Origin of the sequence: Pseudomonas sp. NPDC087358 (genome assembly GCF_044900785.1) — a bacterium.
Classification (GTDB): domain Bacteria; phylum Pseudomonadota; class Gammaproteobacteria; order Pseudomonadales; family Pseudomonadaceae; genus Aquipseudomonas.
Genome location: NZ_JBJDOA010000002.1, coordinates 549,843 through 575,453, shown reverse-complemented (window position 1 = coordinate 575,453; position 25,611 = coordinate 549,843). Strand labels below are relative to the sequence as shown.

Genomic DNA, 25,611 nt, shown 5'->3' with positions numbered 1-25,611 from the left:
AAGGCGAAACAATTTGGCCGTTAGGCCAAACCGTATCAGCGCCACCCGAAACAGCGGATATACACACCAAGCCACCGCCACCGCCCAAAAAATAGAACTTCCTCAACACCCCGCCGCTCTACCTGACAAGCCCACCAATCCGGTCACCCCATGGACCTTGTCATTGCCCGTCCCGAAGGCCTGTACTGCCCACCCGGCGATTTTTATATCGATCCCTGGCGGCCGGTCGAGCGCTCGGTCATCACCCACGGCCATGGCGATCACGCCCGCACCGGCAATCAACACTATCTGGCCGCGGCGCCCGGCGAAGGCATTCTGCGCGCAAGGCTGGGCCAGGATATCAACCTGCAGACCTTGGAATATGGCGAAACCATCACCCACCACGGCGTCAAACTGAGCCTGCATCCGGCGGGTCACGTGCTCGGCTCGGCGCAGGTCCGCCTGGAATATCAGGGCGAAATCTGGGTCGCCTCGGGGGACTACAAGGTCGAGCCCGACGGCACCTGCGCACCGTTCGAGCCGGTGCGCTGCCACACCTTCATCACCGAATCCACCTTCGGCCTGCCGATTTATCGCTGGCAGCCGCAGTCGGAAATCTTCGCCGGCATCAACGACTGGTGGCGGGCCAACGCCGCAGTGGGCAAGGCCAGCGTGTTGTTCGCCTACTCATTCGGCAAAGCGCAGCGCATCCTCCACGGCATCGACCCGAGCATCGGCCCGATCCTGGTTCACGGCGCGGTGGAGCCACTGAACCGCGTGTACCGCGAAGCCGGCGTGAGAATTCCCGAAACCCTTTACGCTGGCGACTTCAAGAAAACCGACCCGGCGCTGCGTCAGGCATTGATCGTAGCGCCGCCCTCAGCCGGGGGCAGCACCTGGATGCGTCGCTTCGGCGAGTTCAGCGACGCCTTCGCCAGCGGCTGGATGATGCTGCGCGGTACGCGACGGCGGCGTGGCGTCGATCGCGGCTTTGCCCTCTCCGATCATGCTGACTGGCCGGGCCTGCTGTGGGCGATCGAAAACACCGGGGCAGAACGGGTGATGGTCACCCATGGCTCAGTGGCGGTGCTGGTGCGTTATTTGCGGGAAGCGGGGCTCGATGCCCAGGGTTTCAGCACCGAGTACGGCGATGAAGAGGACGATGCCGCCGCCAAACCGCAAGCACCGGATGAGGCGTCGTCATGAAGGCCTTCGCCGAGCTTTACGCGCTGCTGGACGCCACCACGTCAAGTAATGCCAAGCTGGCCGCCATGCAGCATTACTTCGCCCACGCGGCCCCGCAAGACGCGGCATGGGCGGTGTATTTCCTTTCCGGGGGGCGTCCGCGACAGCTGGTCCCTACCCGCTTGCTGCGTGAGCAGGCGATGCTTCTTTCCCAACTTCCCGAATGGCTGTTCGAGGAAAGCTACCAGGCTGTCGGCGATCTGGCCGAAACCCTGTCGCTGCTGCTGCCGCAGGCCGAGCACAGGTCTGAAGAGGGGCTGGCCAGCTGGATGGAGAACAAACTGCTGCCGTTACGCGGCCTGCCGCCTGAGGAGTTGCTGGACCGACTGCCGACCTTTTGGGCGCAACTGGACCGCCAGAGCCTGATGGTCTGCCTGAAGCTGATCACCGGCAGCTTTCGGGTCGGCGTGTCGAAGCTGTTGGTCACTCGCGCCCTGGCGGCATTGGCCGGCATCGACAGCAAGCGCGTGGCCCAACGCCTGGTGGGCTATACCGACCTGTCTCACCGGCCCAGCGCCGAGGGCTACCTGAAGCTGATCGCCGCCGAGTCCGAGGACGAACATGCCCAACGCGGCGGCCAGCCGTATCCGTTCTTTCTCGCCCATGCGCTACAGCAACCGGTGGATCAATTCGACACGCTGCTCGGTCGCGCTGAGGACTGGCAGGTGGAATGGAAGTGGGACGGTATCCGCGCGCAGGTAGTCAAGCGCGAGGGCCGCCTGTGGATCTGGTCGCGGGGCGAGGAGCTGGTCACCGATCGCTTCCCGGAACTGCACAGCCTGACTGAGTGCCTGCCCGACGGCACCGTGATCGACGGCGAGATCGTGGTCTGGAAACCGCCTGCAACCGATGCCTTAGAGTCAGGTGAATTCTCTCTAAGCACGCCAGCGCCGGACGCGCACGCAGTCGCCATACCCTCCGTGCAACCTTTTGCACTGCTGCAGCAACGCATCGGGCGCAAGACGCTGAGCAAGAAAATCCTCGAGGACGTGCCCGTGGTGGTGCTCGCCTATGACCTGCTGGAGTGGCAGGGGCATGACTGGCGTAGCCGCCCTCAACATGAACGGCGCAGCCAACTCGATCAGGTGATCGCACAGGCCGGAAGCCCGGTGCTGATGAGCTCGCCGGTGCTGAGCGGTACAGACTGGCTCGATCTGGGCCGCCAACGTGAGGCATCTCGCAGCCTTGGGGTCGAAGGCATGATGCTCAAGGCCAGGGATTCGATGTATGGCGTGGGCCGGACCAAAGACATGGGCGTGTGGTGGAAATGGAAGATTGACCCGTTCAGCGTCGACGCCGTGCTGATCTATGCACAACGCGGCCATGGTCGTCGCGCCAGCCTCTACAGCGATTACACCTTCGCCGTATGGGATGGCCCGCCACAGTCGAGCGAACGCACGCTGGTGCCTTTCGCCAAGGCCTACTCGGGGCTGACCGACGAGCAAATGCGCAAAGTCGATGCAATCATCCGCAAGACCACGGTGGAGAAATTCGGACCGGTCAGAAGTGTTACGCCAACCCTTGTGTTTGAACTGGGATTCGAGGGTATCGCTCTGTCCAAACGCCATAAAAGCGGGATCGCCGTGAGGTTTCCGAGAATGCTCAGGTGGCGTCAGGACAAACCGGTGGAGGAAGCAGACAGCCTTGATACCTTGCAGGATCTGTTGTCGTGAGCACTTTTTTGGTGCGCTGATCTGCAAAGCGCCCCATACCTATGCCCCGTGTAGCAGCACGGCCCGGCGACGCAGACGCCATGCAATCGCTACCGCAGGCCGGGCGCACTGCTACAAATCCATGCACCCTGCAGGGAGGCCGGGAACACTCCTCATTGATGAGGAGAAATCCCAAGCCCTTTTCAGCGGTTTGGGCTACTCTCCCCCTGCCTCCGGCGCCCAGAAAAAAGACAAAAGATGGCTCAAAGTCATCATTGCGACAACTCCGTACATTTAAAACGCACGTTCGTCTCTTTGGTTCGGAAATTGCTATCTTTTTGCGGTCTGGCACCTGCCGGTAGCAAGCCTTCGCGTGTTCCCAACGCTCAATTTGGTTTTAAGGACTGAACGATGAAAAAAGCATGGCTGACCCTTTCCGCTCTCGCCATCTGTCTGGCCGCTGGCAACGCAATGGCCAAGGAATACAAGGAGCTGCGTTTTGGCGTCGATCCTTCGTACGCACCCTTCGAATCGAAAGCCGCTGACGGCAGTCTGGTTGGCTTCGACATCGATCTGGGCAACGCGATCTGTGCTGAACTGAAGGTCAAGTGCAAGTGGGTCGAAAGCGATTTCGACGGCATGATTCCTGGCCTCAAAGCCAATAAGTTCGACGGTGTGATCTCTTCGATGACCGTCACCGAAGCGCGCGAGAAAGTCATCGACTTCTCCAGCGAACTGTTCTCCGGCCCAACCTCGCTGGTGTTCAAGAAAGGTTCCGGCATCACCGCTGAAACCGCTTCGCTCAAGGGCAAGACCGTTGGCTACGAACAAGGCACCATCCAGGAAGCCTACGCCAAGGCCGTGCTGGACAAGGCTGGCGTGAAAACCCAGGCCTACGCCAACCAGGATCAGGTTTATGCTGACCTGGTGTCCGGTCGTCTGGACGCGTCGGTACAAGACATGCTGCAAGCCGAACTGGGCTTCCTGAAGTCGCCACAAGGCGCTGATTACGAAGTCAGCAAGCCAATCGACGATCCACTGCTGCCAGCCAAGACTGCAGTCGGCATCTCCAAAGGTAACAAAGACCTGAAGGCGCTTTTGGACAAAGGTATCAAAGCGTTACACGATGACGGCAAGTACGCCGAAATCCAGAAAAAGCACTTCGGCGATCTGAATCTGTACAGCGGTAAATAAGAAAACAAACGCCCGTCGACTTTCAGCGAGAATCCCCCGCTGACATCGATGGGCGTTTTATTTATAGGTTGCACATGTTCGAAACTCTCCTGCAAAACCTGGGACTGTCTGCGTTCAGCCTCAAGGGCTTCGGCCCCTTGCTGCTCCAAGGCACCTGGATGACCGTCAAATTATCGGTAATGTCGCTGTTGCTGGCCATCGTCCTCGGCCTGCTCGGCGCCAGTGCCAAACTGTCCAAAGCCGCCATTGTGCGCGTCCCGGCGCAGGTCTACACGACGCTGATCCGTGGCGTCCCGGACCTGGTGCTGATGCTGCTGATCTTCTATAGCCTGCAGACATGGCTGACCAGCCTCACCGAAGCACTGGATTGGGACTACATCGAGATCGACCCCTTCGCCGCTGGGGTCATCACCCTGGGGTTCATCTACGGTGCCTATTTCACCGAAACCTTCCGTGGCGCGATCCTCGCCGTGCCCCGCGGTCAGGTGGAGGCCGCCACGGCCTATGGCATGAGCCGCTCCCAGCGTTTTCGCTTCGTGGTATTCCCGCAGATGATGCGTTTTGCCCTTCCCGGAATCGGCAACAACTGGCAAGTGGTGCTCAAGGCCACCGCGCTGGTGTCGATCATCGGCCTGGCCGACCTGGTCAAGGCCTCGCAGGATGCTGGCAAAAGCACGTATCAACTGTTTTATTTCCTGGTGCTCGCGGCATTGATCTATCTGGTCATCACCAGCGTCTCCAACTTTGCCCTGCGCTGGGCTGAACGGCGCTACGCCGCAGGCAGCCGGGAGGCTCAACGATGATCGAATTGCTTCAGGAATACTGGCGTCCCTTCCTTTATACGGATGGTCAGAACATCACCGGCCTGGCCATGACCCTGTGGCTGCTCAGCGCCTCCATTGCCATTGGTTTCATCGTCTCGATCCCGCTGTCCATCGCCCGCGTTTCACGCAACCCGCTGGTGCGCTGGCCGGTGCAGTTCTACACCTACCTGTTCCGTGGCACGCCGCTCTATATCCAGCTGCTGATCTGCTACACCGGCATCTACAGCATTGCCGCAGTGCGTGAGCAACCCATGCTCGGCGCGTTCTTTCGCGATGCGATGAACTGCACCATTCTGGCGTTCGCGCTGAACACCTGCGCCTACACCACCGAGATCTTCGCCGGTGCGATTCGCAGCATGAACCACGGCGAGGTCGAAGCGGCCAAGGCTTACGGCCTGACCGGCTGGCGCCTGTACACCTACGTGATCATGCCCTCGGCCTTGCGTCGCTCGCTGCCCTACTACAGCAACGAAGTGATCCTGATGCTGCATTCGACCACCGTGGCCTTCACCGCCACTGTGCCGGACATTCTCAAGGTTGCTCGCGATGCGAACTCGGCAACCTTTCTGACGTTCCAGTCGTTCGGCATCGCCGCACTGATCTACCTTGTGGTCACCTTCATACTGGTGGGCTTGTTCCGACTCGCCGAACGCCGCTGGCTGGCCTTCCTCGGCCCGTCTCACTAGGACCTTCGCATGCGACACCTGACCCATGATCTGCTGGCGCCGGTGCCTGGCACCGCGCGGCAGATTCACAGCTTTCATTACGGCCCGGAAAACGGCGCCTGCAAAATCTACATCCAGTCGTCCCTGCACGCCGACGAGCTGCCGGGCATGCTGGTGTCCTGGTATCTGAAGCAGCGCCTGGCCGAGCTTGAAAACGCCGGTCAGTTGCTGGGCGAGATCATCGTCGTCCCGGTGGCCAACCCCATCGGGCTGGAACAGGTGCTGATGGACATGCCGCTGGGTCGCTACGAGCTGGAAAGCGGGCAGAACTTCAACCGCTGGTTTGTTGACCTGAGCCAGCAAGTGGGCGATGAAGTCGAGCCCCTGCTCAATGACGACGCTGCGCATAACGTCGGGCTGATTCGCAAAAGCCTGCTCGCGGCGCTGTCGGCGCGTACCGGCGCCACCCAGCTGGAATCACAACGCCTGGCCCTGCAACGCCTGGCGTGCGACGCCGACATGGTGCTGGACCTGCATTGCGATTTCGAATCGGTAGAGCATCTGTACACCACGCCTGAAGCCTGGGCGCAGGTCGAACCGCTGTCTCGCTACCTCGGCGCTCAGGCAAGCCTGCTGGCCACCGACTCGGGCGGACAATCATTCGATGAGTGCTTCACCCTGGTTTGGTGGCAATTGCAGCAACGCTTCGAGAAACGCTTCCCGATCGAACTGGGCAGTTTTTCCGTGACCCTGGAACTGCGCGGCCAGGGCGATGTAAGCCACGCTCTGGGCAGCCGCGATTGCCAGGCGATCATCAGCTACCTGATGCATTACGGCGCCATTGCCGGTGAACCGGTAGCGCAACCTGAACTGATTTATCCGGCGACGCCACTGGCGGCGGTCGAACCGGTTGCCACGCCTGTGGGCGGTCTCCTGGTGTTCTGCACGTTACCCGGGGAATACGTCGAGGCAGGGCAACTGATCGCTGAGGTCATTGACCCGATCAGCGATGCGGTGACCCCGATCCACGCGGCCAACGCCGGCCTTATGTACGCCCGCTCATTGCGACGCATGGCAACTGCCGGCATGGTCATCGCCCATGTCGCAGGCACCGAAGCCTTCCGCAGCGGCTACTTACTTTCTCCTTAAGGATTGCCAGTCATGTACAAACTGACCATCGATGGCCTGCACAAAAGCTACGGTGACCACCAGGTGCTCAAAGGCGTGTCGCTCAAGGCCAACGTCGGTGATGTGATCTGCCTGATCGGCGCCAGCGGCTCGGGCAAGAGTACGTTCCTGCGCTGCATCAATTTTCTCGAACAACCCAACGACGGCGCCATGAGCCTGGACGGCCAGCAGATCCGCATGGTCAGCGATTCCAATGGTATGCGCGTGGCCGACCCGGCCGAATTGCAGCGCATCCGCACGCGACTGGCGATGGTGTTCCAGCACTTCAACCTGTGGAGCCACATGACGGTGCTGGAAAACATCACCATGGCGCCACGCCGGGTGCTGGGCGTGTCAAAGGTCGAGGCCGAAGACCGTGCGCGCAAATACCTGGAGAAGGTCGGCCTGCCCGCTCGCGTCGCCGATCAGTACCCGGCATTCCTTTCCGGTGGCCAGCAGCAACGCGTCGCGATTGCCCGGGCCCTGGCGATGGAGCCGGAAATCATGCTGTTCGACGAACCGACCTCGGCGCTGGACCCGGAGCTGGTGGGCGAAGTGTTGAAGGTGATTCAGGGCCTGGCCGAAGAAGGCCGCACCATGATTCTGGTGACTCACGAAATGGGTTTTGCACGCAAGGTGGCCAATCAGGTGGTGTTTCTGCACCAGGGCCAGATCGAAGAAATCGGTCACCCCGATGACGTGCTCGGCAGCCCGAAGAGCGAGCGGCTGAAGCAGTTCCTCAGCGGCAATCTGAAATAACCGGCGCACCGTCGTTTCGCGCAAATGAGCACTTTGTAGCAGCACGGCTTGCCGGCGGCAGCGCCTTTAAAATCGCCACCGCCGCCAAGCCGTGCGGCTACAGGTCCGTTTCGCCCGTGGCCCGCGGAGCGGACTAGCAATCCCAACCAAACTAATCCCTTCCCCCGACGGTCTCTGACTTAAACCACCTCAGAGCCTGCGCATGCCGAAAACCGTCAACTTTTCCCAGCGCTGGTTCGCAGACCGTGGCTGGAAACCCTTCCCCTTTCAGAAAGAAGTGTGGGCGGCGGTCGCCCGTGGCGAATCGGGCCTGTTGCACGCCAGCACCGGCGCCGGCAAGACCTACTCCGTGTGGTTTGCCGCGCTCAATCGCTTCGCCAGACTCTCCCCGCCCGCAAGCGATGACAAACCGCGTAAACGCAAGCCTGTGGCTGCACCGCTGAACGTGCTGTGGATCACGCCCATGCGCGCTCTGGCGGCTGACACTGCGCGAGCGCTTGAAGCCCCGTTGCGGGATCTGCAGATCCCCTGGAGCGTGGGCCTGCGCACGGGCGACACCAGCAGCAGCGAACGGGCGAAACAGGGGCGGCGGCTGCCCTCCGCCCTGATCACCACCCCCGAAAGCCTGACCTTGCTGCTGACCCGCGCCGACGCCCAAGTCACGTTTTCCACGCTGAAAATGGTGGTGGTCGACGAATGGCACGAGCTGATCGGCAACAAGCGTGGCGTGCAGCTGCAACTGGCGTTGGCGCGACTGAGGCGCTGGAATCCGGACCTGATCGTATGGGGCCTTTCGGCAACCCTGGGCAATCAACAGCATGCGCAACAGGTGCTGCTGGGCGACGCGGGGACCACCGTGCAGGGCAAAGTGGTCAAGGAGCTTATCGTCGATACCTTGATTCCGCAGAGCATCGAGCGCTTCCCCTGGGCAGGGCACATGGGCCTGCGCATGTTGCCGCAAGTGCTTGCCGAGGTGGACAGCAGCACCAGCTGTTTGCTGTTCACCAACACCCGGGCGCAATCGGAGATCTGGTACCAGGCGCTGCTGGAGGCGCGACCTGACTGGGCCGGGCTGATCGCCCTGCATCATGGCTCGCTGTCGCGAGAAGTGCGTGACTGGGTCGAGCGCGCGCTCAAGGAAGGCCATCTAAAAGCTGTGGTATGCACCTCAAGCCTCGATCTGGGGGTGGACTTTCTGCCGGTTGAACGGGTGCTGCAGATCGGCTCGGCCAAAGGCGTCGCCCGCCTGATGCAGCGCGCCGGTCGTTCGGGGCACGCGCCCGGCCGCCCCTCTCGGGTCACCCTGGTGCCCACCCACAGCCTGGAGCTGGTAGAAGCCGCCGCCGCCCGCGATGCTGTCAACGCCCGACTTATCGAGCCAAGGGAATCGCCGCACAAGTCTCTGGACGTCCTCGTACAGCATTTGGTGAGCATGGCATTAGGAGGAGGCTTTCTGCCTGACGAGCTATTGGCAGAGATCCGCACGGCCTGGGCCTATCGCGACCTGACTGACGAAGAATGGCTCTGGGCCCTGGCCTTCGTCCGCCACGGCGGCTTGTCGCTGACGGCATACCCTGATTACCGGCGGGTTGAGCCCGATGAACACGGTGTCTGGCGCGTGCCGGACGCCAGACTCGCACGTCGCCACCGAATGAGCGTCGGGACCATCGTCAGCGACGCCAGCATCAACGTGAAGTACTGGAGCAAGGGCGGTGGTGGCGGCTCACTGGGCAGCGTCGAAGAAGGTTTCATCGCCAGGTTGAAACCCGGTGATGGCTTCCTGTTCAGCGGCCGCCTGCTGGAGTTGGTCCGGGTTGAAAACATGACTGCCTACGTCAAACGCGCGACGACCAAAAAGGCTGCGGTCCCGCGCTGGAATGGCGGTCGAATGCCGCTGTCCAGCGAATTGGCCGACGCTGTGGTGGACAAGTTCGACGCTGCGGCCCACGGGATCTTTGACAGCCCGGAAATGCATACCATCAGCCCGCTGCTCGAGGTTCAGCGCCAATGGTCGGCGTTGCCGCGCAAAGACACGCTGTTGGCCGAGGTACTCAAGTCCCGCGAAGGCTGGCACTTGTTTCTTTACCCGTTTGCCGGGCGCCACGTGCACCTTGGGCTGGCCAGCCTGCTGGCCTGGCGCCTGAGCCGCGATACACCGCTGACGTTCTCGATAGCGGTCAATGACTACGGCTTGGAGCTGCTCAGTGCAACGCCAGTCGATTGGGCGCAACGCCTGAGCGCGGATCTGTTCAGCGAAGAACGTCTACTGGCCGACATCATTGCCAGCCTCAATGCTGGTGAACTGGCCCTGCGGCGCTTTCGTGAAATCGCCCGGATCGCCGGCCTGGTGTTCTCGGGTTACCCCGGCGCGCCGAAAAGCAATCGCCAGTTGCAGGCCTCCAGCGGCTTGTTCTTCGAGGTGTTCAAACAGTATGACGCGGGTAATCTGCTGCTGACCCAGGCGCAAGAGGAGGTCATGCGTCAGGAACTGGACGTCAGCCGCCTGGAACATACCCTGCAGCGCATTAACAGCCGGACCCTGGACCTGCACCTGATCAAGCGCCCGACGCCCATGGCGTTCCCCCTGCTGGTCGAACGCATGCGCGAAAGCATGAGTTCCGAAAAGCTCTCCGACCGTATCGCACGCATGGTGCGAGACCTGGAAAAAGCCGCTGGCCCCGAGGTAAGTGCATGAAGCCGTACATTGCCCTGCAGTTGGCGGGCGCTGAACTCTGGTTACTCGCTGACAAGGCCATTTTCTACCCCGCCGAACGTGCGCTGCTGATCGCCGATGCACATTTCGGCAAGGCCGCCGCCTATCGCCGTCTGGGCCAGCCGGTCCCCCACGGCACCACGGATGACAACGTGAGACGGCTGGACGCAATGCTGAACGCCTACGACTGCCAGCAGCTGATCTTCCTCGGGGATTTCCTGCACGCTCCGGAATCCCACGCGGCCGCCACTCTGGCCGCGCTCCAGGCGTGGCGCGAGCGACACCCATCATTGGCCATCACCCTGATTCGCGGCAACCACGACAAACGTGCAGGAGACCCCCCTGGTGAATTGCGCATCGAGGTGGTGCCAGAGCCTCTGCTGCTCGGGCCTTTCGCCTTGCAACACGAACCTGATCCGCACCCCTCCCACTATGTCCTGGCCGGTCACGTGCACCCCGCGTATCGGCTCTACGGCAAAGGCCGGCAGCGCTTGCGCCTCCCGTGTTTTTACCTGCAGCAGGACGTCTGCCTGCTTCCCGCATTCGGCGCATTTACCGGCGGCATGAATATCGAGCGGCAAGAAAACAGTCGGGTGTATGTCGTCGGCGAGGGCGCCGTCTGGGAGGTTTAGTGTCCCTGACGTGGCTGGAAAGGAAGTGGGCGCTGGGGCAGGAGGCCCTGCCGATGCCACTGCACCGGCAGGGGCATTGTCAGGCGACGGGAGCGGGAGGCGGCTCGTCTGGCACGGTAGGCACGCCAGGCTCCGAGGGCTGGGGATATTCGTTGGGGCTATCAGGATCAGGCTGGCCAGGGATGCCGCCGGCGACCATGTTGTTCAGTTCTGGATGCGCCAACAGCGACCAAGCCAGCATCCCGACCTGATTTTGTCCGGGGTCGGCTTCTATCTTGCTGGTGTTGATTTGTCTTTTCATAGGGCACTCCTGAAGGTTGGCCCCATCCGCATGGTGCGGATGGGAACAGTTCAGTCAATAGAGTGCGGTTTTCGAGACTAATTCAGTTTCGAAATGACCAACGGCGCAATCTCTTGGCTGACTCAGGTGCGTGGCAGGGTTACGCCGCGCTGACCCTGATATTTGCCGCCACGGTCCTTATAGGACACTTCGCACTCTTCGTCGGATTCCAGAAATAGCATCTGCGCAACGCCTTCGTTGGCGTAGATCTTGGCCGGCAGCGTAGTGGTGTTGGAAAACTCCAGGGTGACGTGCCCTTCCCATTCCGGCTCAAGCGGGGTCACGTTGACGATGATGCCGCAGCGCGCGTAGGTGCTTTTGCCCAGACAGATGGTCAATACGTTGCGCGGGATGCGGAAGTATTCGACGGTGCGCGCCAGTGCGAACGAGTTCGGCGGAATGATGCAAACGTCGCTCTTGACGTCGACGAAGCTCTTTTCGTCGAAGTTCTTCGGATCGACGGTTGCCGAATTGATGTTGGTGAACACCTTGAATTCATCGGCACAGCGCACGTCGTAGCCATAGCTGGAAACACCGAAGGAGATCAGCCGGTTAGCGCCCTCGCCGCGCACCTGGCGCTCCACGAAAGGCTCGATCATGCCGTGCTCTTGCGCCATGCGGCGAATCCACTTGTCCGATTTGATGCTCATGGCGGTGTCCTGAATAGCGAGGTGAAAAAAGATGTCCGGCATCTTACCGGGCCAAGCCGCTGGGTTCAAAGACTGTGCACGTGCCGAACTGGCAGCATTAGGCCATCCTTGGAAATAAACGTAGAAAGCCCATTGGCACATCCAAAAAAAACGGTTAAGGTGGGTCCACTGTGTTGCTTGTGTCACTGAGAATCTCTACACGATGTTGAATTTCGATCCAACCATCTCCAAGAATTTTTCCTGCTCTTTGCACTCAGTCTCGGCCAGGGTTCTTCCTGAGTCGCAGTTAACTTTGTCCAAGGAGATACACCATGTCTAATCGCCAAACTGGTACCGTTATGTGGTTCAACGTTGATAATGGCTTCGGCTTCATCAGTCCACTATCCTGTGTTGACCTGTTGGTTCACTTCAAAGCTATCCAATCCGACGGCTTCAAAAGCCTGAAAGAAGGCCAACAGGTTTCTTTCATCGCTACCCGCGGTCAGAAAGGCATGCAAGCTGAAGAAGTTCAAGTTATCTAACTTGTACTGAATCAGTAAGAAAAACCCCGCCCTCAAAGCGGGGTTTTTTTATGCCTGCAGATTTGTGCGCACGCTAAAACCTGCAGGAGCTTGCTCGCGATTGCGGTACGTCTGCGCCGAATCATCTGCGCATGACCGCAATCGCGAGCAAGCTCACGCCTACATTGATGTGTTGTGGATCAAGACCATCAATCGTCGCTGACGGAAATGCTCGGCATGGCAGGCGTTGCCGCTTCCTGCAAGACGATGCGCGCGCCGACGTGCCGCGCCAGTTCCTGGTACACCATGGCAATCTGGCTGTCTGGCTCAGCAATCGCGGTGGGTTTGCCACCGTCGGCCTGCTCGCGAATCAGCATCGACAGCGGTAACGAAGCAAGCAATTCGACGCCGTATTGCGAGGCGAGCTTTTCGCCGCCACCCTCACCGAACAGGTGTTCGGCATGACCGCAATTCGAGCAGATATGCACCGCCATGTTTTCCACAACGCCCAATACCGGGATGTTGACCTTGCGGAACATCTCTACGCCCTTTTTGGCATCCAGCAGCGCCAGATCCTGTGGGGTAGTGACGATGACTGCACCTGCGACCGGGACCTTCTGCGCCAGCGTCAGCTGAATATCACCAGTGCCGGGCGGCATGTCGATGACCAGATAATCCAGGTCATTCCAGGCGGTCTGGGTAATCAGTTGCAACAACGCGCCTGAGACCATCGGCCCGCGCCAGACCATCGGCGTGTTGTCATCGGTCAGAAAAGCCATCGACATCACTTCGATGCCGTGTGCCTGGATCGGCACGAACCATTTCTGATCCTTGATCTGCGGCCGCGTGCCTTCGGCAATACCAAACATCACGCCCTGGCTCGGCCCGTAGATATCGGCATCGAGCATTCCGACACGTGCGCCCTCGCGGGACAGCGCCAGCGCCAGGTTGGCCGCGGTGGTGGACTTGCCCACGCCACCTTTGCCGGAGGCCACGGCAACGATGTTCTTGACGTTGGCCAGGCCCGGGATCTGCGCCTGAGCCTTGTGCGCGCTGATCAGGGTATCGATCTGGACCTTGGCCGATGCCACGCCGTCCATGCTTTCAATGGCCATCTGCAGCATCTGCGCCCAGCCATTCTTGAACAGCGCGGCGGCGTAGCCCAACTCCAGCTGCACGCTGACGCGATCACCGTCGATATCGATGGCGCGCACACAACCGGCGCTGACCGGGTCTTGATTCAGATATGGATCGGTATATTGGCGAAGGACGGCTTCCACCGCTGCGCGATTAACAGCGCTCATGGGTCACTCCCGAAAAAAGACTGAGCAAAACAGGCGGCTATCCTACCGCGTCTGTCGGAACAGAGGGGCCGGGTTTTGCAGCACTGAAGAGTTTCGATAGGTGGTGTCGCCATTAAATGCAGCGCCTGTCGCCGTCCGGCGTGCCAGCGCTGCCAATTTCGAAGCCGCCCGCGCCGGCTAGCCGGAAGGCTAGAGGAATCCTGGGCGACAATCTGCGGGATGAAAAAAAACGCTCAGACCTTTATAGTGGCCGACCTCCGTTTCACTTCAAGTAGCCGAGCCCCATGTCCGAGCCACGCAAGATTCTCGTCACCAGCGCCCTGCCCTATGCCAATGGTTCCATTCACCTTGGCCACATGCTCGAGTACATCCAGACCGACATGTGGGTGCGCTTCCAGAAGCACCGCGGCAATCAGTGCATTTATGTGTGCGCGGACGATGCCCATGGCTCGGCAATCATGCTGCGCGCGGAGAAAGAAGGCATCACCCCGGAACAGCTGATCGCTAACGTCCAGGCCGAGCACAGCGCTGACTTTGCCGACTTCCTGGTGGACTTCGACAACTTCCACTCGACCCACGCCGAAGAAAACCGCGAGTTGTCGAGCCTGATCTACACCCGCCTGCGTGACGCCGGCCATATCGCCACGCGTTCGGTGACCCAGTATTTCGACCCGGAAAAGAAAATGTTCCTGGCCGATCGCTTCATCAAGGGCACCTGCCCGAAATGCGGCACTGAAGACCAGTACGGCGATAACTGCGAGAAATGCGGCGCCACCTATGCGCCAACCGATCTGAAAGACCCTAAATCGGCGATCTCCGGCGCCACGCCGGTGCTCAAGGACTCCAAGCATTTCTTCTTCGACCTGCCAGCCTTCGATGCCATGCTTAAAAGCTGGACGCGCAGTGGCACGCTGCAGGACGCGGTGGCGAACAAAATCGCCGAATGGCTGGATTCCGGCCTGCAACAGTGGGACATCTCCCGCGACGCACCCTATTTCGGCTTCGAAATCCCCGACGAGCCAGGCAAATATTTCTACGTCTGGCTGGACGCCCCGATCGGCTACATGGCGAGTTTCAAAAACCTGTGCGCGCGCCGTCCCGAGCTGGACTTCGACGCGTTCTGGAGCAAGGATTCGACCACCGAGCTGTATCACTTCATCGGCAAGGACATCGTTAATTTCCATGCGTTGTTCTGGCCAGCGATGCTTGAGGGTTCGGGCTTCCGCAAGCCAAGCGGCATCAACGTCCATGGCTATCTGACCGTCAACGGCCAGAAAATGTCGAAGTCGCGCGGCACCTTCATCAAGGCCCGCACTTATCTGGACCATCTGTCGCCCGAATACCTGCGTTACTACTACGCCGCCAAGCTGGGCCGTGGCGTCGACGATCTGGACCTGAACCTCGAAGACTTCGTGCAAAAGGTCAACTCCGACCTGATCGGCAAGGTGGTGAACATCGCCAGCCGTTGCGCCGGTTTCATTCAGAAAGGCAACGCAGGCGTGCTGGTAGCCGGCAATGCCGCTCCTGAACTGACCGACGCGTTCCTGGCGGCGGCGCCGAGCATCGCTGAAGCTTACGAGGCCCGTGACTTCGCCCGCGCCATGCGTGAAATCATGGGCCTGGCCGACCGCGCCAACGCCTGGATCGCCGACAAGGCACCCTGGTCGCTGGCCAAGCAGGAAGGCAAACAGGACGAAGTGCAGGCCATCTGCGCGCTGGGCGTCAACCTGTTCCGTCAACTGGTGATCTTCCTCAAGCCTGTGCTGCCGAATCTGGCCGCCGATGCCGAGCAGTTCCTCAACGTTGCCCCGCTGACCTGGAACGACCACCTGACCCTGCTGAGCAATCACCAGCTCAACCCCTTCCAGGCCCTGATGACCCGCATTGACCCGGCCAAGGTGGAAGCCATGACTAGCGCCTCGAAAGAAGACCTGGCCGCCAGCGCTACCGACACTGGCGCCGCGCCCCAGGGCAACGGTGAACTGACCAGGGATCCTTTGTCCGCCGAAATCGAGTTCGACGCCTTCGCGGCAATCGACTTGCGGGTTGCACTGATCGAGAAAGCCGAACACGTCGAAGGCGCGGACAAGCTGCTGCGCCTGACCCTGGACATCGGCGACGAGAAACGCAACGTGTTCTCCGGGATCAAGAGCGCATACCCCAACCCGGCCGAGCTGGAAGGCCGTCTGACCATGATGATCGCCAACCTCAAGCCGAGGAAAATGCGCTTCGGCATTTCCGAAGGCATGGTGATGGCAGCAGGGCCCGGCGGTGAAGAAATCTACCTGCTCAGCCCTGACAGCGGCGCCAAGCCCGGCCAGCGCATCAAGTAACCGTGTACGCGCCGGCGGCCCCTGGGTCGTCGGCCTGGTCAAGACATGAGCCTGATTCAACACATCGACGCCCTGCTGCCGCAGACTCAATGCGGCAAATGCGGTCATCCTGGCTGCAAGCCTTACGCCGAAGGCATCGCTAATGGCGAAGCGATCAACAAGTGTCCGCCCGGTGGCGATGAAACCATCAGCGCACTGGCGCGGTTGCTGAAGCTGCCTGTCATCGAGCTGGATACCGAGCGCGGTAACGCCCCTGCCCAAGTGGCGTTTATCCGCGAGGCAGAATGCATCGGCTGCACCAAGTGCATCCAGGCCTGCCCGGTCGACGCGATCATGGGCGCGGCAAAACTCATGCATACGGTGATCATCGATGAATGCACCGGCTGCGACCTGTGCGTGGCACCCTGCCCGGTAGACTGTATAGACATGCACCCGCTGCCCTTGGCCGGCGTAGTGCCTATCGTCGGCGGATTGGCGCGCAGCGAGGCGCAGCGCGTGGCACGTACTGCCAAGCGGGCTCATGCCCGTGACCGTTTCGAAGCCCGCAACGCACGTCTGCAACGCGAAGAGCAGCAGCGTCACGACCAGCGGATGGCTCGGCAGCACAAGCCTGGTAGTCCAGACATTGCCGTTGGCCCGATTCAGCCTGCATTGGAACGGGTTCGAGCGCAGGAAACGGCCGACGGTGACGCGGCGCTCAAGCAAGCCCGCATCAATCTGGCGATGAGCCGTGCGCAATTGAATAAATCGCTCAAGGCTTTCGGCCATCCGCCCATTGCAGAGCAGGCGGCGCGATTGGTCGAACTACAGCGTGAGTACGATGAGGCGGAGCAAGCCCTTGCACGACTGCCAGCCACCGCGCCGCCAGCCCTTATGCCTCGCGCTGCCCAGCCAGACGCTGCAGCGATGAATCGTGCCAGGATTCAGCTGGCCATGCTTCGCGCGGCGCTGAAAAAAGCCCAGAACGCACAAGCCAGCGTCGAGCAGATCTCTGCCATGAGTGCAGATGTCGCAGAAGCCGAGCAGGCGCTGGCGGTATTGCAACAAGCGATACCGTAGCCGGCCACTACCGCCGACAGCGCTAAGGGACATAACTGTCCATGCAGACGACCAAGAAAAGACGTCGAAACCTCAGCCGACCGTTTCCAAGGAAAAGCGCACTTCATGAATGCTGCAAAACGTCTGGAAATATTCCGTCGTCTTCACGAAGACAACCCTGATCCCAAGACCGAGCTGTCCTACAGCACGCCCTTTGAGTTGCTGATCGCGGTGATTCTCTCAGCCCAGGCGACTGACGTCAGTGTCAACAAGGCCACGGCCCGGCTGTATCCAGTCGCCAACACGCCCCAGGCTATCCACGACCTCGGTGTCGAAGGTCTATCGCAGTACATCAAGACCATCGGCCTCTACAACAGCAAGGCGAGGAACGTCATCGAAACCTGCCGCATGCTCGTTGAACTTCATGGCGGCGAAGTGCCTCGCACCCGTGAAGCACTCGAGGCCTTGCCAGGTGTTGGCCGAAAGACAGCGAACGTGGTGCTCAATACGGCTTTTCGACAATTGGCGATGGCAGTGGACACACATATTTTCCGGGTGAGCAACCGCACTGGTATCGCTCCCGGCAAAAACGTCGTGGAGGTTGAACAGAGGCTGATGAAGTTCGTGCCCAAGGACTACCTGCTGGACGCTCACCACTGGCTGATCCTTCACGGCCGATATGTCTGCGTTGCACGCAAGCCCCGCTGTGGCAGTTGCCGCATCGAGGACTTGTGCGAATACAAGGAAAAAACCTCTGACGATTGAGCGATAGCGTTTTCCAGTGTTGATCGATTGAAAAAATCTTTTTTACCCGGTCGAAGTTTGCCGTTATAAGGTGCGCCAATGACAGTCTAAAGCTGGAGTCAACTTTCATGAGCACTGACAAAGAACAGCTGGACCTGGATGAGGACCTGGTGTCAGGGGACACGGATGAAGCCGCGCAAGTGCCGGTAGAAACCGCGAAAACCAATCTCGACAAACGCCGCACCATTGATAACCTGCTCGAAGAGCGTCGCTTGCAAAAGAAGCTGGCAGACTACGATTTCGACTTGTGACCCCTCCTCTGTTCAAAGCCTCCCCGTCACTTGAGAGGCTTTAGCCTTGCGACAACAATTCTAGCGAAGCGGTGGGCGAATCCCGGCGGACGAGGGCCGGCCAGGGGCTTCTCGATCCCCGGTTACACAAGCCCGTTGCGTTGAGCCAGTTCAATCAGATCAACCAACGAGTGGGCGTTCAGCTTCAGCAACAACCGGGTTTTGTAAGTGCTGACGGTTTTATTGCTGAGGAACATGCCATCGGCGATTTCCTTGTTGCTTTTGCCCCGCGCCAATTGCTGCAGCACCATCATCTCCCGCCCTGAAAGACGATCGACCATTTCCGCCTCGCTGGCGTTGCCCAGGCTGGAACGCACCGTATGCAGCGCCTGATTGGGAAAATAGCTGTACCCCGACAGAACCGCCTTGATGGCGCTCAGCAGCTCGGTAAGATCCTGCTGCTTGCACACGTAGCCAGCCGCGCCTGCCTGCATGCAGCGCATCGAAAAATGCCCGGGCGCCTGGGAGGTCAGGATCAGCACCTTGAAAGGCAAGGTCATCGCGGTCAGCCGGGCGATGACCTCCAGCCCATCGAGTTTGGGAATACCGATATCCAGTATGACGATATCGGGCAAATGCTCCCGCGCCAGTTGTAGCGCATCTACCCCGTTGTCCGTCTCGGCAATGACCTCGTAACCATGTCGTTCCATCAACATGCGTACGGCGAGCCGAATGACAGGGTGATCATCCACGATCAACACTTTATTCATGAGCAGTCCATTCTTTGCTGTTCGATTTTTCAGAGCCCGCACAATAGCTTAGTCGTTTAGTGCTTTGCATGGCGCTCCTCCCTGCGGACCGGCAGGCAAAGACCTTTCCCACTCAACGAACAGAAAGATCCTACAAATCCTGACTGACCCACTCTTCCTGGCACTCGGCTCATTTACTTTTCCCGGCACAACGAAAAGCTCGAGGCACGCATCAAAGAACGATCTCAGGAACATACATATCGAGTAAAACAATAACCATACGTGCTCTATCATAAATCTGATACCCCATTGAACTGTTCAGCCAAGCCAGCGTGCCGCCCCCTGCCCGCTCGGCAGCAAATGCGTCTCGAATGAAGACGCACCTGTATCCGGGCACGAGATTTGCTCAGCGGATGTCACGCCCTGTTACTGGCAGCAGATGACGGCTCCATGAACCCAATGCACTCAGAATAAGCGGAACTGTCGGACATGCCAGAACGCAGCAACCATAAAATATTGCGAGTTACAACCCGCCCCTGTAGACCAACGGCTCTGTTGAAAAAATACACATCTTAAAAATGTTTTCTCCATACATATTTATTTACGGAAAAAACCTACGAGACGTTCAGCTTCTTCCGAAGCTGCCGTTTTTCCCTACCGGGCTGACAAACATCACGCTCGCACACGTCGTCTACAGCCACAGGCCGTGAAGTTTACATAGTTGGAATACGCGCAACGCCATACGCTACATTCGATATTCTCGAGTACCCGCGCAAGCGGGACTCTTCCGAGACCTACGTAATACTATCCCGGCGATCAAATCTACTGAACTTCTGACAAATAAGAAAAGTACTACGACACTAACAGACCAGCACTGCCTTCATGTAAGACTCAAAAAAACAACCAAGGATAAATCCTCTGAATTTTATTTTTTACTTGCCAAACCTATTTCCAGTCGTTACTTTTTTCATAAAACAACGGCCCTAAAGCCGGGCCTTTACAAGACGCTCAAGTCGTCATCACCCACAGAACTATATACGACCATCAACCCGCAGTTCTTGCCTGAATTTTCAACGCGAGCAGGATTCGGCCGACCTGAACTACCGCTAACGATGCGCCAACACTAATTGGACCAATGGTGTAAGCAGATTCTGGATCGTATATATCAATATGTTCAAAGGAATAAACCATGACCAAAAAAAACGCGGCATCTCCAGTGATCGCTCATGAACACCAGGAAATAGCCAACGCCGTAGAACAGTACGTCGCCCAGGGCGGGGTCATCAATGTGGTCAAAGAGGGGGAAAGCAGAGAGGCGAACATCGAGGCAGAGAAGAAAGCACAGGCGCTTGATGCCGATGCGCAACTGAGCGCCAGGATCGAGCAGCTTAAAGGCCTTGTCGCCAAGGGTGCTGGAGTCTCGGCATTGCAGTATTCGTTACGGATGAACCGCAAGGAGCTCAAGCGGCTGGCCAGCGAAAACGGCGTCAAGATCCGCTACTGCAGGCCGGTCAGGGGATCGCGCGCCTCCCGTGGCCGTGACGCTGCGACTGTCGATGACATCGTGGCCGGCCACGCCATGCACTACTCCAGGCTGGGCTACACGGTGCCGGAGATCGCGCAACTGTTGGACCTCAGCGTGCGAGATGTCTGGAATATAGGTAAGGCTTATCGCTTCGAGTTCAAAAGCGCACCGCAAGTTGGATCGCCTGCGCAATATGTTTGCGATGTGCCTGAATCAACGGAATAAAACAGTTTTGCTGAATTGGCCTGTCACATCAGTTGGTGCTGGAGCCGCCAATCGAAACTTACGGCAGTATGATAACAACACCGCAGTCAAGGGATACGGCAGCTTAGTTAAGCAAATAAAGGACGATCAGCCAGAGCGCTGGGAAAGATGAGAAGGTGCAACCCCGGACGGGGTTGCACCTCAATGCGACAAGTGCGATCAGAACAACTTGCGGTTCTTGTTCGCAGCAATGCGCATACGCAACGCATTGAGCTTGATGAAACCGGCTGCATCGGCCTGGTTATAGGCGCCGCCGTCTTCTTCGAAGGTCGCGATGTTGGCATCGAACAACGAGTCATCGGATTTGCGCCCGGTGACAATCACGTTGCCTTTGTACAGCTTCAGACGCACCACGCCGTTTACGTGTGCCTGGGACGCGTCGATCATCTGCTGCAGCATCAGACGCTCAGGACTCCACCAGTAGCCGGTGTAGATCATGCTGGCGTATTTGGGCATCAGCTCATCCTTGAGGTGAGCGACTTCGCGGTCCAGAGTGATCGACTCGATGGCGCGGTGCGCGCGGAGCATGATGGTGCCCCCCGGGGTTTCGTAGCAGCCGCGGGACTTCATGCCGACGTAGCGGTTTTCGACGATGTCCAGACGGCCGATGCCGTGTTCGCCACCGATACGGTTGAGCGTTGCGAGCACGGTAGCCGGGCTCATCTCGACGCCGTCCAGGGCCACGATGTCGCCGTTACGGTAGGTCAGTTCCAGGTACTGCGGCTTGTCGGGGGCGTTTTCCGGGGAGACTGTCCAGCGCCACATGTCTTCTTCGTGCTCGGTCCATGTGTCTTCCAGCACGCCACCTTCATACGAGATGTGCAGCAGGTTGGCGTCCATGGAGTACGGGGATTTCTTCTTGCCGTGGCGCTCGATCGGGATCGAATGCTTTTCGGCATAGTCCATCAGCTTCTCGCGGGAAAGCAGATCCCACTCGCGCCACGGTGCAATTACTTTCACGCCAGGCTTGAGCGCGTAGGCGCCCAGTTCGAAACGGACCTGGTCATTACCTTTGCCGGTGGCGCCGTGGGAAATGGCATCGGCGCCTGTTTCGTTGGCGATTTCGATCAGACGCTTGGCGATCAGCGGACGTGCGATGGAAGTACCCAGCAGGTACTCGCCTTCATAGACGGTGTTGGCGCGGAACATCGGGAACACGAAATCGCGCACGAACTCTTCGCGCAGATCGTCGATGTAGATTTCTTTGACGCCCATGGCTTGCGCCTTGGCGCGTGCTGGCTCGACTTCCTCACCCTGACCCAGGTCAGCCGTGAAAGTCACCACTTCGCAGTTGTACGTATCCTGCAGCCACTTGAGGATTACCGAAGTATCCAGGCCACCGGAATACGCGAGAACTACCTTGTTAACGTCCGCCATGCCATCACTCCAACGCGTTGTACGGAAAACCGCTGATTCTACCGTTCAAACCCGTGGATTTACAGTGTCGCGACAGCTTGTGACGACGAAGCGACAGAATCTGTCGAGCAAACGACTCCCCGATGTCGCTCAGGACACCTTGGCCGAGGGCGTTGCTGTCGCCGCCGATGGCGCTGGAGTAGCCGCCGGGGCAGGCACCGGAGCAGGAGTCGGCGCAATGGCAGGCGCGGCGGTCGGTGCGATTGCCGGCTTCTGCTCGGCTACCCGATCCAGATGAATGTTCACCCTGCGGTTGCGCGCACGGTTGGCATTGTTGGTGTTCGGAACGAGCGGATATTGCTCCCCGTGGAAGCGCACGGCGATCTGCTCCTCCGGCACACCCTGAGCCTTGAGGTAATCCATGACCGCAAGCGCGCGCCGCCGGGACAGGTCGCGGTTGGTCAGGCGATTGCCGCTGTTGTCCGAATGCCCGTCGAGTTCGATGTGATTGACCGTCGGATCAGCTTTCATATAAGCAAGTACCGTATCGAGCCTGCGACGAGCCGGGGCGTCCAGGTCGATGCCACCGCCGGGAAAACCGATCTCGGCCTGCCGGACTTGCTCGAAGTTCATTGGCAGCAGTTTGGCGGTGCACAGCTGAAAATCGCTGTATCCCTTGACGAACTTGACCGGCAGCAGGCGGACTTCCATTGCCCCGCCGCCGTCGCGCAAGGCATGACGGATCACCGGGCTGCGGCCTTCCATCAGACCGACGATCAGCCGTCCGGCCTGAGCCTGACTGGTGTTGAACGGAATCTCGCCGTTACCGACTCTGACTGCGCCCAGATTAAGGTCGCTGCGCCCAGGTTGCCAGGGCGCAGCGGCGGCAATCAGGGTGGCCGATCCGGAGGCGAGGCTGTAGCCGGTGGCCTTCAGTCGGAAAGTTGCCTGTTCCCCTGCGCGACGGACGAACTCGCCCACTCCAAAATCGGTGATCGGCTGACTCAGACGGCATTCGAACTGGTCGCCTTCTACCTTCCACTCGATATTCTCCAGACGTGTCTGGAAGGTGAGAGCCATCGCCGGAAGGCTGGCAAACACGCTGAGCAGGGCTAGATATCGCTGGCGCACGGGAGGCTCCACAAAAAATTCACCGCGTTACAAAATTTATCGCTTACACGTGTCTATCGGTAAGTTCCTGCAAAACTTGATAGCGAGTGCCTGGAGGAGTCTTTTCCGGTAGCATTCCCAGCGAGTTTGACCCGCCTGGAATTCCCAATGTCCGACCGCCTGACCCTCCTGCGCCCCGACGACTGGCATATCCATCTTCGTGATGGCGCTGTTTTGCCCCACACCGTCGCGGACGTTGCGCGCACCTTTAGCCGCGCCATCATCATGCCGAACCTCGTGCCGCCGGTACGCAACGCCGAACAGGCCGATGCCTATCGCCAGCGCATCCTCGCTGCGCGCCCGCAAGGCAGCCGTTTCGAGCCATTGATGGTGCTTTATCTCACCGACCTGACCCAGCCTGAAGACATCCGTGCCGCCAAGGCCTGTGGCTTCGTGCATGCCGCCAAACTGTACCCGGCCGGCGCCACTACCAACTCCGATTCCGGAGTGACCAGCATCGACAAGATCTTCCCGGCGCTCGAAGCGATGGCCGAAGTCGGCATGCCGCTGTTGATCCACGGCGAAGTGACGCGCGGTGACATCGATGTGTTCGACCGCGAAAAGATCTTCATCGACGAGCATATGCGCCGCGTGGTCGAACGTTTCCCGACCCTGAAAGTGGTGTTCGAGCACATCACCACGGCCGAGGCGGTGCAGTTCGTCAACGAGGCTTCGGCCAACGTCGGCGCCACCATCACCGCGCATCACCTGCTGTACAACCGCAACCACATGCTGGTCGGCGGCATTCGTCCACACTTCTATTGCCTGCCGATCCTCAAGCGCAACACTCATCAGGTCGCCTTGCTGGACGCCGCAACCAGCGGTAGCAGCAAATTCTTCCTGGGCACCGACTCGGCGCCGCACGCTCAGCACGCCAAGGAAGCGGCATGCGGTTGTGCCGGCTGCTACACGGCGTTCGCGGCGATCGAGCTGTACGCCGAAGCGTTCGAACAACGTAACGCCCTGGACAAACTGGAGGCCTTCGCCAGCCTCAACGGTCCGGCGTTCTACGGGCTGCCAGCCAACACCGAGACCATCACCCTGGTCCGTGAAGACTGGACCGCCCCTGCCAGCCTGCCATTCGGCGAGCTGTCCGTTATCCCGCTGCGCGCCGGTGAAAAACTGCGCTGGCGTCTGCTGGAGGAACACGCGTGAGTGAAGACCATTACGACGACGATCAGGAAGGCTCTGGCGGCGGCTCAGGCTCCAGGCACCCGATGGCGGCGCGCTTTCGCGGCTATCTGCCAGTCGTTGTCGACGTAGAGACCGGGGGCTTCAACTGTGCTACCGATGCGTTGCTGGAAATTGCAGCGACCACCATCGGCATGGACGACAAAGGCTTTGTGTTCCCGGAACACACCTACTTCTTCCGCGTCGAGCCCTTCGAAGGCGCCAACATTGAAGCGGCAGCGCTGGAATTTACCGGCATCAAGCTCGATCACCCACTGCGCATGGCCGTCAGTGAGGAAACTGCGCTGACCGATATCTTCCGCGGCGTTCGCAAGGCGCTCAAAGCCAACGGCTGCAAACGGGCGATTTTGGTCGGGCACAACGCCAGTTTCGACTTGGGCTTTCTCAACGCAGCTGTGGCGCGACTGGACATGAAACGCAACCCGTTTCATCCGTTTTCCAGTTTCGATACTGCAACGCTGGCAGGGCTCGCCTACGGCCAGACCGTACTGGCCAAGGCCTGTCAGTCGGCAGACATCGACTTCGATGGTCGCGAGGCTCACTCGGCTCGCTATGACACCGAGAAGACCGCTGAGCTGTTCTGCGGCATCGTCAACCGCTGGAAAGAAATGGGCGGTTGGCACGACTTCGACGATTGAGGTTGGCGCCCGTTAAAAAACCGGTCCCTGTGACCGGTTTTTTTATGCCCGGGGCATTTGCAGGCGTGACGACATTCTGTCTTACCCACGGCTGCTTCAGGAGCCGGCTTGCTGGCGAATGCGTTGTCTCAGGCTGCATTCGTGTCACTGACCTATCGCGTTCGCCAGCGGACCGACGCCTGCAGGGCGGGGGCAATCAGCGGATCCATTGCAGGATCCGGGTCCATCGGTTGCGAGCAGAAGGTCGCTGAGGACAACCACTCATCGGCCTTCATCGGAAGTCCAATAAGTAGTTTTGACAAGCATTCTCATTAACATTAGTATCCGGGGCATTGAGCAAATAACTCAGCGACGGTCTTATTTTATGTATGTCTGCCTCTGCCAAGGTGTTACCGACGGACAAATCCGCGAAGCTATCATGGAAGGATGCTGCAGCTATCGTGAAGTGCGCGAGACCTTGGGTGTCGCCAGCAAATGTGGGAAATGTGCCTGTCTGGCAAAGGAAGTAGTACGTGAAACCCTCACGGAACTACAAACCTCCCAGGCCTCACTCGCCTATCCTGCAGAATTTTCAGCTGCCTGATTCAATAGAATTATCGAACCGGACCCAGTGTCCGGTTTTTTTATGCCTTTAATTCAATCGCTTAGCGACAGGATGCGGAACACAAACATTCTTATTCCTATTTATT

Annotated in this window: 24 protein-coding genes; 18 read left to right on the top strand and 6 right to left on the bottom strand. The window is 59.3% G+C overall.

Translation table 11 applies throughout. The annotated features are described in order from the left end of the window. The first annotated feature begins 150 nt into the window (after nt 1-150). The 9 genes from ACI2KS_RS06305 to pdeM all read left to right on the top strand — a co-directional run bounded on the left by ACI2KS_RS06305 (nt 151) and on the right by pdeM (nt 10,830). Nucleotides 151-1,185: a ligase-associated DNA damage response exonuclease gene (locus tag ACI2KS_RS06305; protein ID WP_404618252.1), complete on the top strand. Its 1,035-nt coding sequence runs from the start codon at nt 151-153 to the stop codon at nt 1,183-1,185. Next, nucleotides 1,182-2,897, top strand: a complete 1,716-nt coding sequence (locus ACI2KS_RS06300) for an ATP-dependent DNA ligase (protein ID WP_404618250.1) — start codon at nt 1,182-1,184, stop codon at nt 2,895-2,897. Before ACI2KS_RS06305 ends, ACI2KS_RS06300 begins: the two co-directional genes overlap by 4 nt. 390 nt (nt 2,898-3,287) lie before the next feature. Further along, nucleotides 3,288-4,070 carry a transporter substrate-binding domain-containing protein gene (locus tag ACI2KS_RS06295; protein WP_404618248.1) on the top strand — a complete coding sequence of 261 codons (783 nt, stop codon included), beginning with the start codon at nt 3,288-3,290 and terminating at the stop codon, nt 4,068-4,070. 74 nt (nt 4,071-4,144) lie between these two features. Next, nucleotides 4,145-4,873: an ABC transporter permease gene (locus ACI2KS_RS06290; protein WP_404618247.1), complete on the top strand. Its 729-nt coding sequence runs from the start codon at nt 4,145-4,147 to the stop codon at nt 4,871-4,873. Further along, nucleotides 4,870-5,580: an ABC transporter permease gene (locus ACI2KS_RS06285; protein WP_404618245.1), complete on the top strand. Its 711-nt coding sequence runs from the start codon at nt 4,870-4,872 to the stop codon at nt 5,578-5,580. The genes ACI2KS_RS06290 and ACI2KS_RS06285 overlap by 4 nt, the downstream gene beginning before the upstream one ends. Nucleotides 5,581-5,589: 9 nt before the next feature. Then, on the top strand, nt 5,590-6,708 hold the full coding sequence (locus tag ACI2KS_RS06280) for a succinylglutamate desuccinylase/aspartoacylase family protein (protein ID WP_404618244.1): 1,119 nt from the start codon (nt 5,590-5,592) through the stop codon (nt 6,706-6,708). Nucleotides 6,709-6,720: 12 nt separating this feature from the next. Beyond that, on the top strand, nt 6,721-7,485 hold the full coding sequence (locus tag ACI2KS_RS06275) for an ABC transporter ATP-binding protein (protein ID WP_404618242.1): 765 nt from the start codon (nt 6,721-6,723) through the stop codon (nt 7,483-7,485). A 202-nt stretch (nt 7,486-7,687) separates the two neighbouring features. Beyond that, the gene (locus tag ACI2KS_RS06270; protein ID WP_404618240.1) at nt 7,688-10,180 is read left to right on the top strand and encodes a ligase-associated DNA damage response DEXH box helicase; all 2,493 of its coding nucleotides are present in this window, start codon (nt 7,688-7,690) and stop codon (nt 10,178-10,180) included. After that, nucleotides 10,177-10,830, top strand: a complete 654-nt coding sequence (pdeM, locus tag ACI2KS_RS06265; protein ID WP_404618238.1) for a ligase-associated DNA damage response endonuclease PdeM — start codon at nt 10,177-10,179, stop codon at nt 10,828-10,830. The genes ACI2KS_RS06270 and pdeM overlap by 4 nt, the downstream gene beginning before the upstream one ends. Nucleotides 10,831-10,909: 79 nt before the next feature. On the opposite strand, the gene ACI2KS_RS06260 is transcribed toward pdeM, so the two are convergent. Both ACI2KS_RS06260 and dcd read right to left on the bottom strand, forming a co-directional pair. After that, nucleotides 10,910-11,131: a hypothetical protein gene (locus ACI2KS_RS06260; protein WP_404618236.1), complete on the bottom strand. Its 222-nt coding sequence runs from the start codon at nt 11,129-11,131 to the stop codon at nt 10,910-10,912. Nucleotides 11,132-11,253: 122 nt separating this feature from the next. Beyond that, on the bottom strand, nt 11,254-11,820 hold the full coding sequence (gene dcd / locus ACI2KS_RS06255) for a dCTP deaminase (protein ID WP_404618234.1): 567 nt from the start codon (nt 11,818-11,820) through the stop codon (nt 11,254-11,256). A gap of 311 nt (nt 11,821-12,131) precedes the next feature. On the opposite strand from dcd, the gene ACI2KS_RS06250 reads away from it, so the two are divergent. Further along, complete coding sequence (locus tag ACI2KS_RS06250) at nt 12,132-12,341, top strand: cold-shock protein (protein WP_404618232.1); 210 nt, start codon at nt 12,132-12,134, stop codon at nt 12,339-12,341. Nucleotides 12,342-12,529: 188 nt separating this feature from the next. Here the strand turns inward: ACI2KS_RS06250 and apbC are convergent, their stop codons facing one another. Further along, nucleotides 12,530-13,624, bottom strand: a complete 1,095-nt coding sequence (gene apbC / locus ACI2KS_RS06245) for an iron-sulfur cluster carrier protein ApbC (RefSeq protein WP_404618230.1) — start codon at nt 13,622-13,624, stop codon at nt 12,530-12,532. 284 nt (nt 13,625-13,908) lie between these two features. On the opposite strand from apbC, the gene metG reads away from it, so the two are divergent. From metG to ACI2KS_RS06225, 4 genes are all read left to right on the top strand, one after another. Then, on the top strand, nt 13,909-15,957 hold the full coding sequence (metG, locus tag ACI2KS_RS06240) for a methionine--tRNA ligase (RefSeq protein WP_404618228.1): 2,049 nt from the start codon (nt 13,909-13,911) through the stop codon (nt 15,955-15,957). Nucleotides 15,958-16,002: 45 nt separating this feature from the next. Then, entirely contained in the window at nt 16,003-17,016 is a 1,014-nt protein-coding gene (gene rsxB, locus ACI2KS_RS06235; RefSeq protein WP_404618226.1) for an electron transport complex subunit RsxB, read from the top strand. A gap of 105 nt (nt 17,017-17,121) precedes the next feature. Then, nucleotides 17,122-17,760, top strand: a complete 639-nt coding sequence (gene nth / locus ACI2KS_RS06230; RefSeq protein WP_404618224.1) for an endonuclease III — start codon at nt 17,122-17,124, stop codon at nt 17,758-17,760. 107 nt (nt 17,761-17,867) lie between these two features. Further along, nucleotides 17,868-18,050 (top strand): PA3496 family putative envelope integrity protein, encoded by a 183-nt coding sequence (locus ACI2KS_RS06225; protein ID WP_404618222.1) that lies wholly within the window; start codon nt 17,868-17,870, stop codon nt 18,048-18,050. Nucleotides 18,051-18,172: 122 nt separating this feature from the next. Here the strand turns inward: ACI2KS_RS06225 and ACI2KS_RS06220 are convergent, their stop codons facing one another. Further along, nucleotides 18,173-18,799 (bottom strand): response regulator, encoded by a 627-nt coding sequence (locus ACI2KS_RS06220; RefSeq protein ID WP_404618220.1) that lies wholly within the window; start codon nt 18,797-18,799, stop codon nt 18,173-18,175. A 1,168-nt stretch (nt 18,800-19,967) separates the two neighbouring features. On the opposite strand from ACI2KS_RS06220, the gene ACI2KS_RS06215 reads away from it, so the two are divergent. Further along, nucleotides 19,968-20,528: a hypothetical protein gene (locus ACI2KS_RS06215; RefSeq protein ID WP_404618218.1), complete on the top strand. Its 561-nt coding sequence runs from the start codon at nt 19,968-19,970 to the stop codon at nt 20,526-20,528. Between the two features lie 198 nt (nt 20,529-20,726). Here the strand turns inward: ACI2KS_RS06215 and ACI2KS_RS06210 are convergent, their stop codons facing one another. Beyond that, on the bottom strand, nt 20,727-21,944 hold the full coding sequence (locus ACI2KS_RS06210; protein ID WP_404618216.1) for an argininosuccinate synthase: 1,218 nt from the start codon (nt 21,942-21,944) through the stop codon (nt 20,727-20,729). Between the two features lie 129 nt (nt 21,945-22,073). Next, complete coding sequence (locus ACI2KS_RS06205; RefSeq protein ID WP_404618215.1) at nt 22,074-23,054, bottom strand: OmpA family protein; 981 nt, start codon at nt 23,052-23,054, stop codon at nt 22,074-22,076. Between the two features lie 147 nt (nt 23,055-23,201). Here ACI2KS_RS06205 and pyrC point away from each other — a divergent pair, with 147 nt between their 5' ends. The 3 genes from pyrC to ACI2KS_RS06190 all read left to right on the top strand — a co-directional run bounded on the left by pyrC (nt 23,202) and on the right by ACI2KS_RS06190 (nt 25,505). Beyond that, nucleotides 23,202-24,248, top strand: coding sequence for a dihydroorotase (gene pyrC / locus ACI2KS_RS06200; RefSeq protein WP_404618213.1), 1,047 nt, complete (start codon nt 23,202-23,204; stop codon nt 24,246-24,248). Further along, entirely contained in the window at nt 24,245-24,922 is a 678-nt protein-coding gene (gene rnt, locus ACI2KS_RS06195; protein ID WP_404618211.1) for a ribonuclease T, read from the top strand. The genes pyrC and rnt overlap by 4 nt, the downstream gene beginning before the upstream one ends. A 364-nt stretch (nt 24,923-25,286) precedes the next feature. After that, on the top strand, nt 25,287-25,505 hold the full coding sequence (locus ACI2KS_RS06190) for a bacterioferritin-associated ferredoxin (RefSeq protein ID WP_404618209.1): 219 nt from the start codon (nt 25,287-25,289) through the stop codon (nt 25,503-25,505). Nucleotides 25,506-25,611 lie beyond the last annotated feature (106 nt).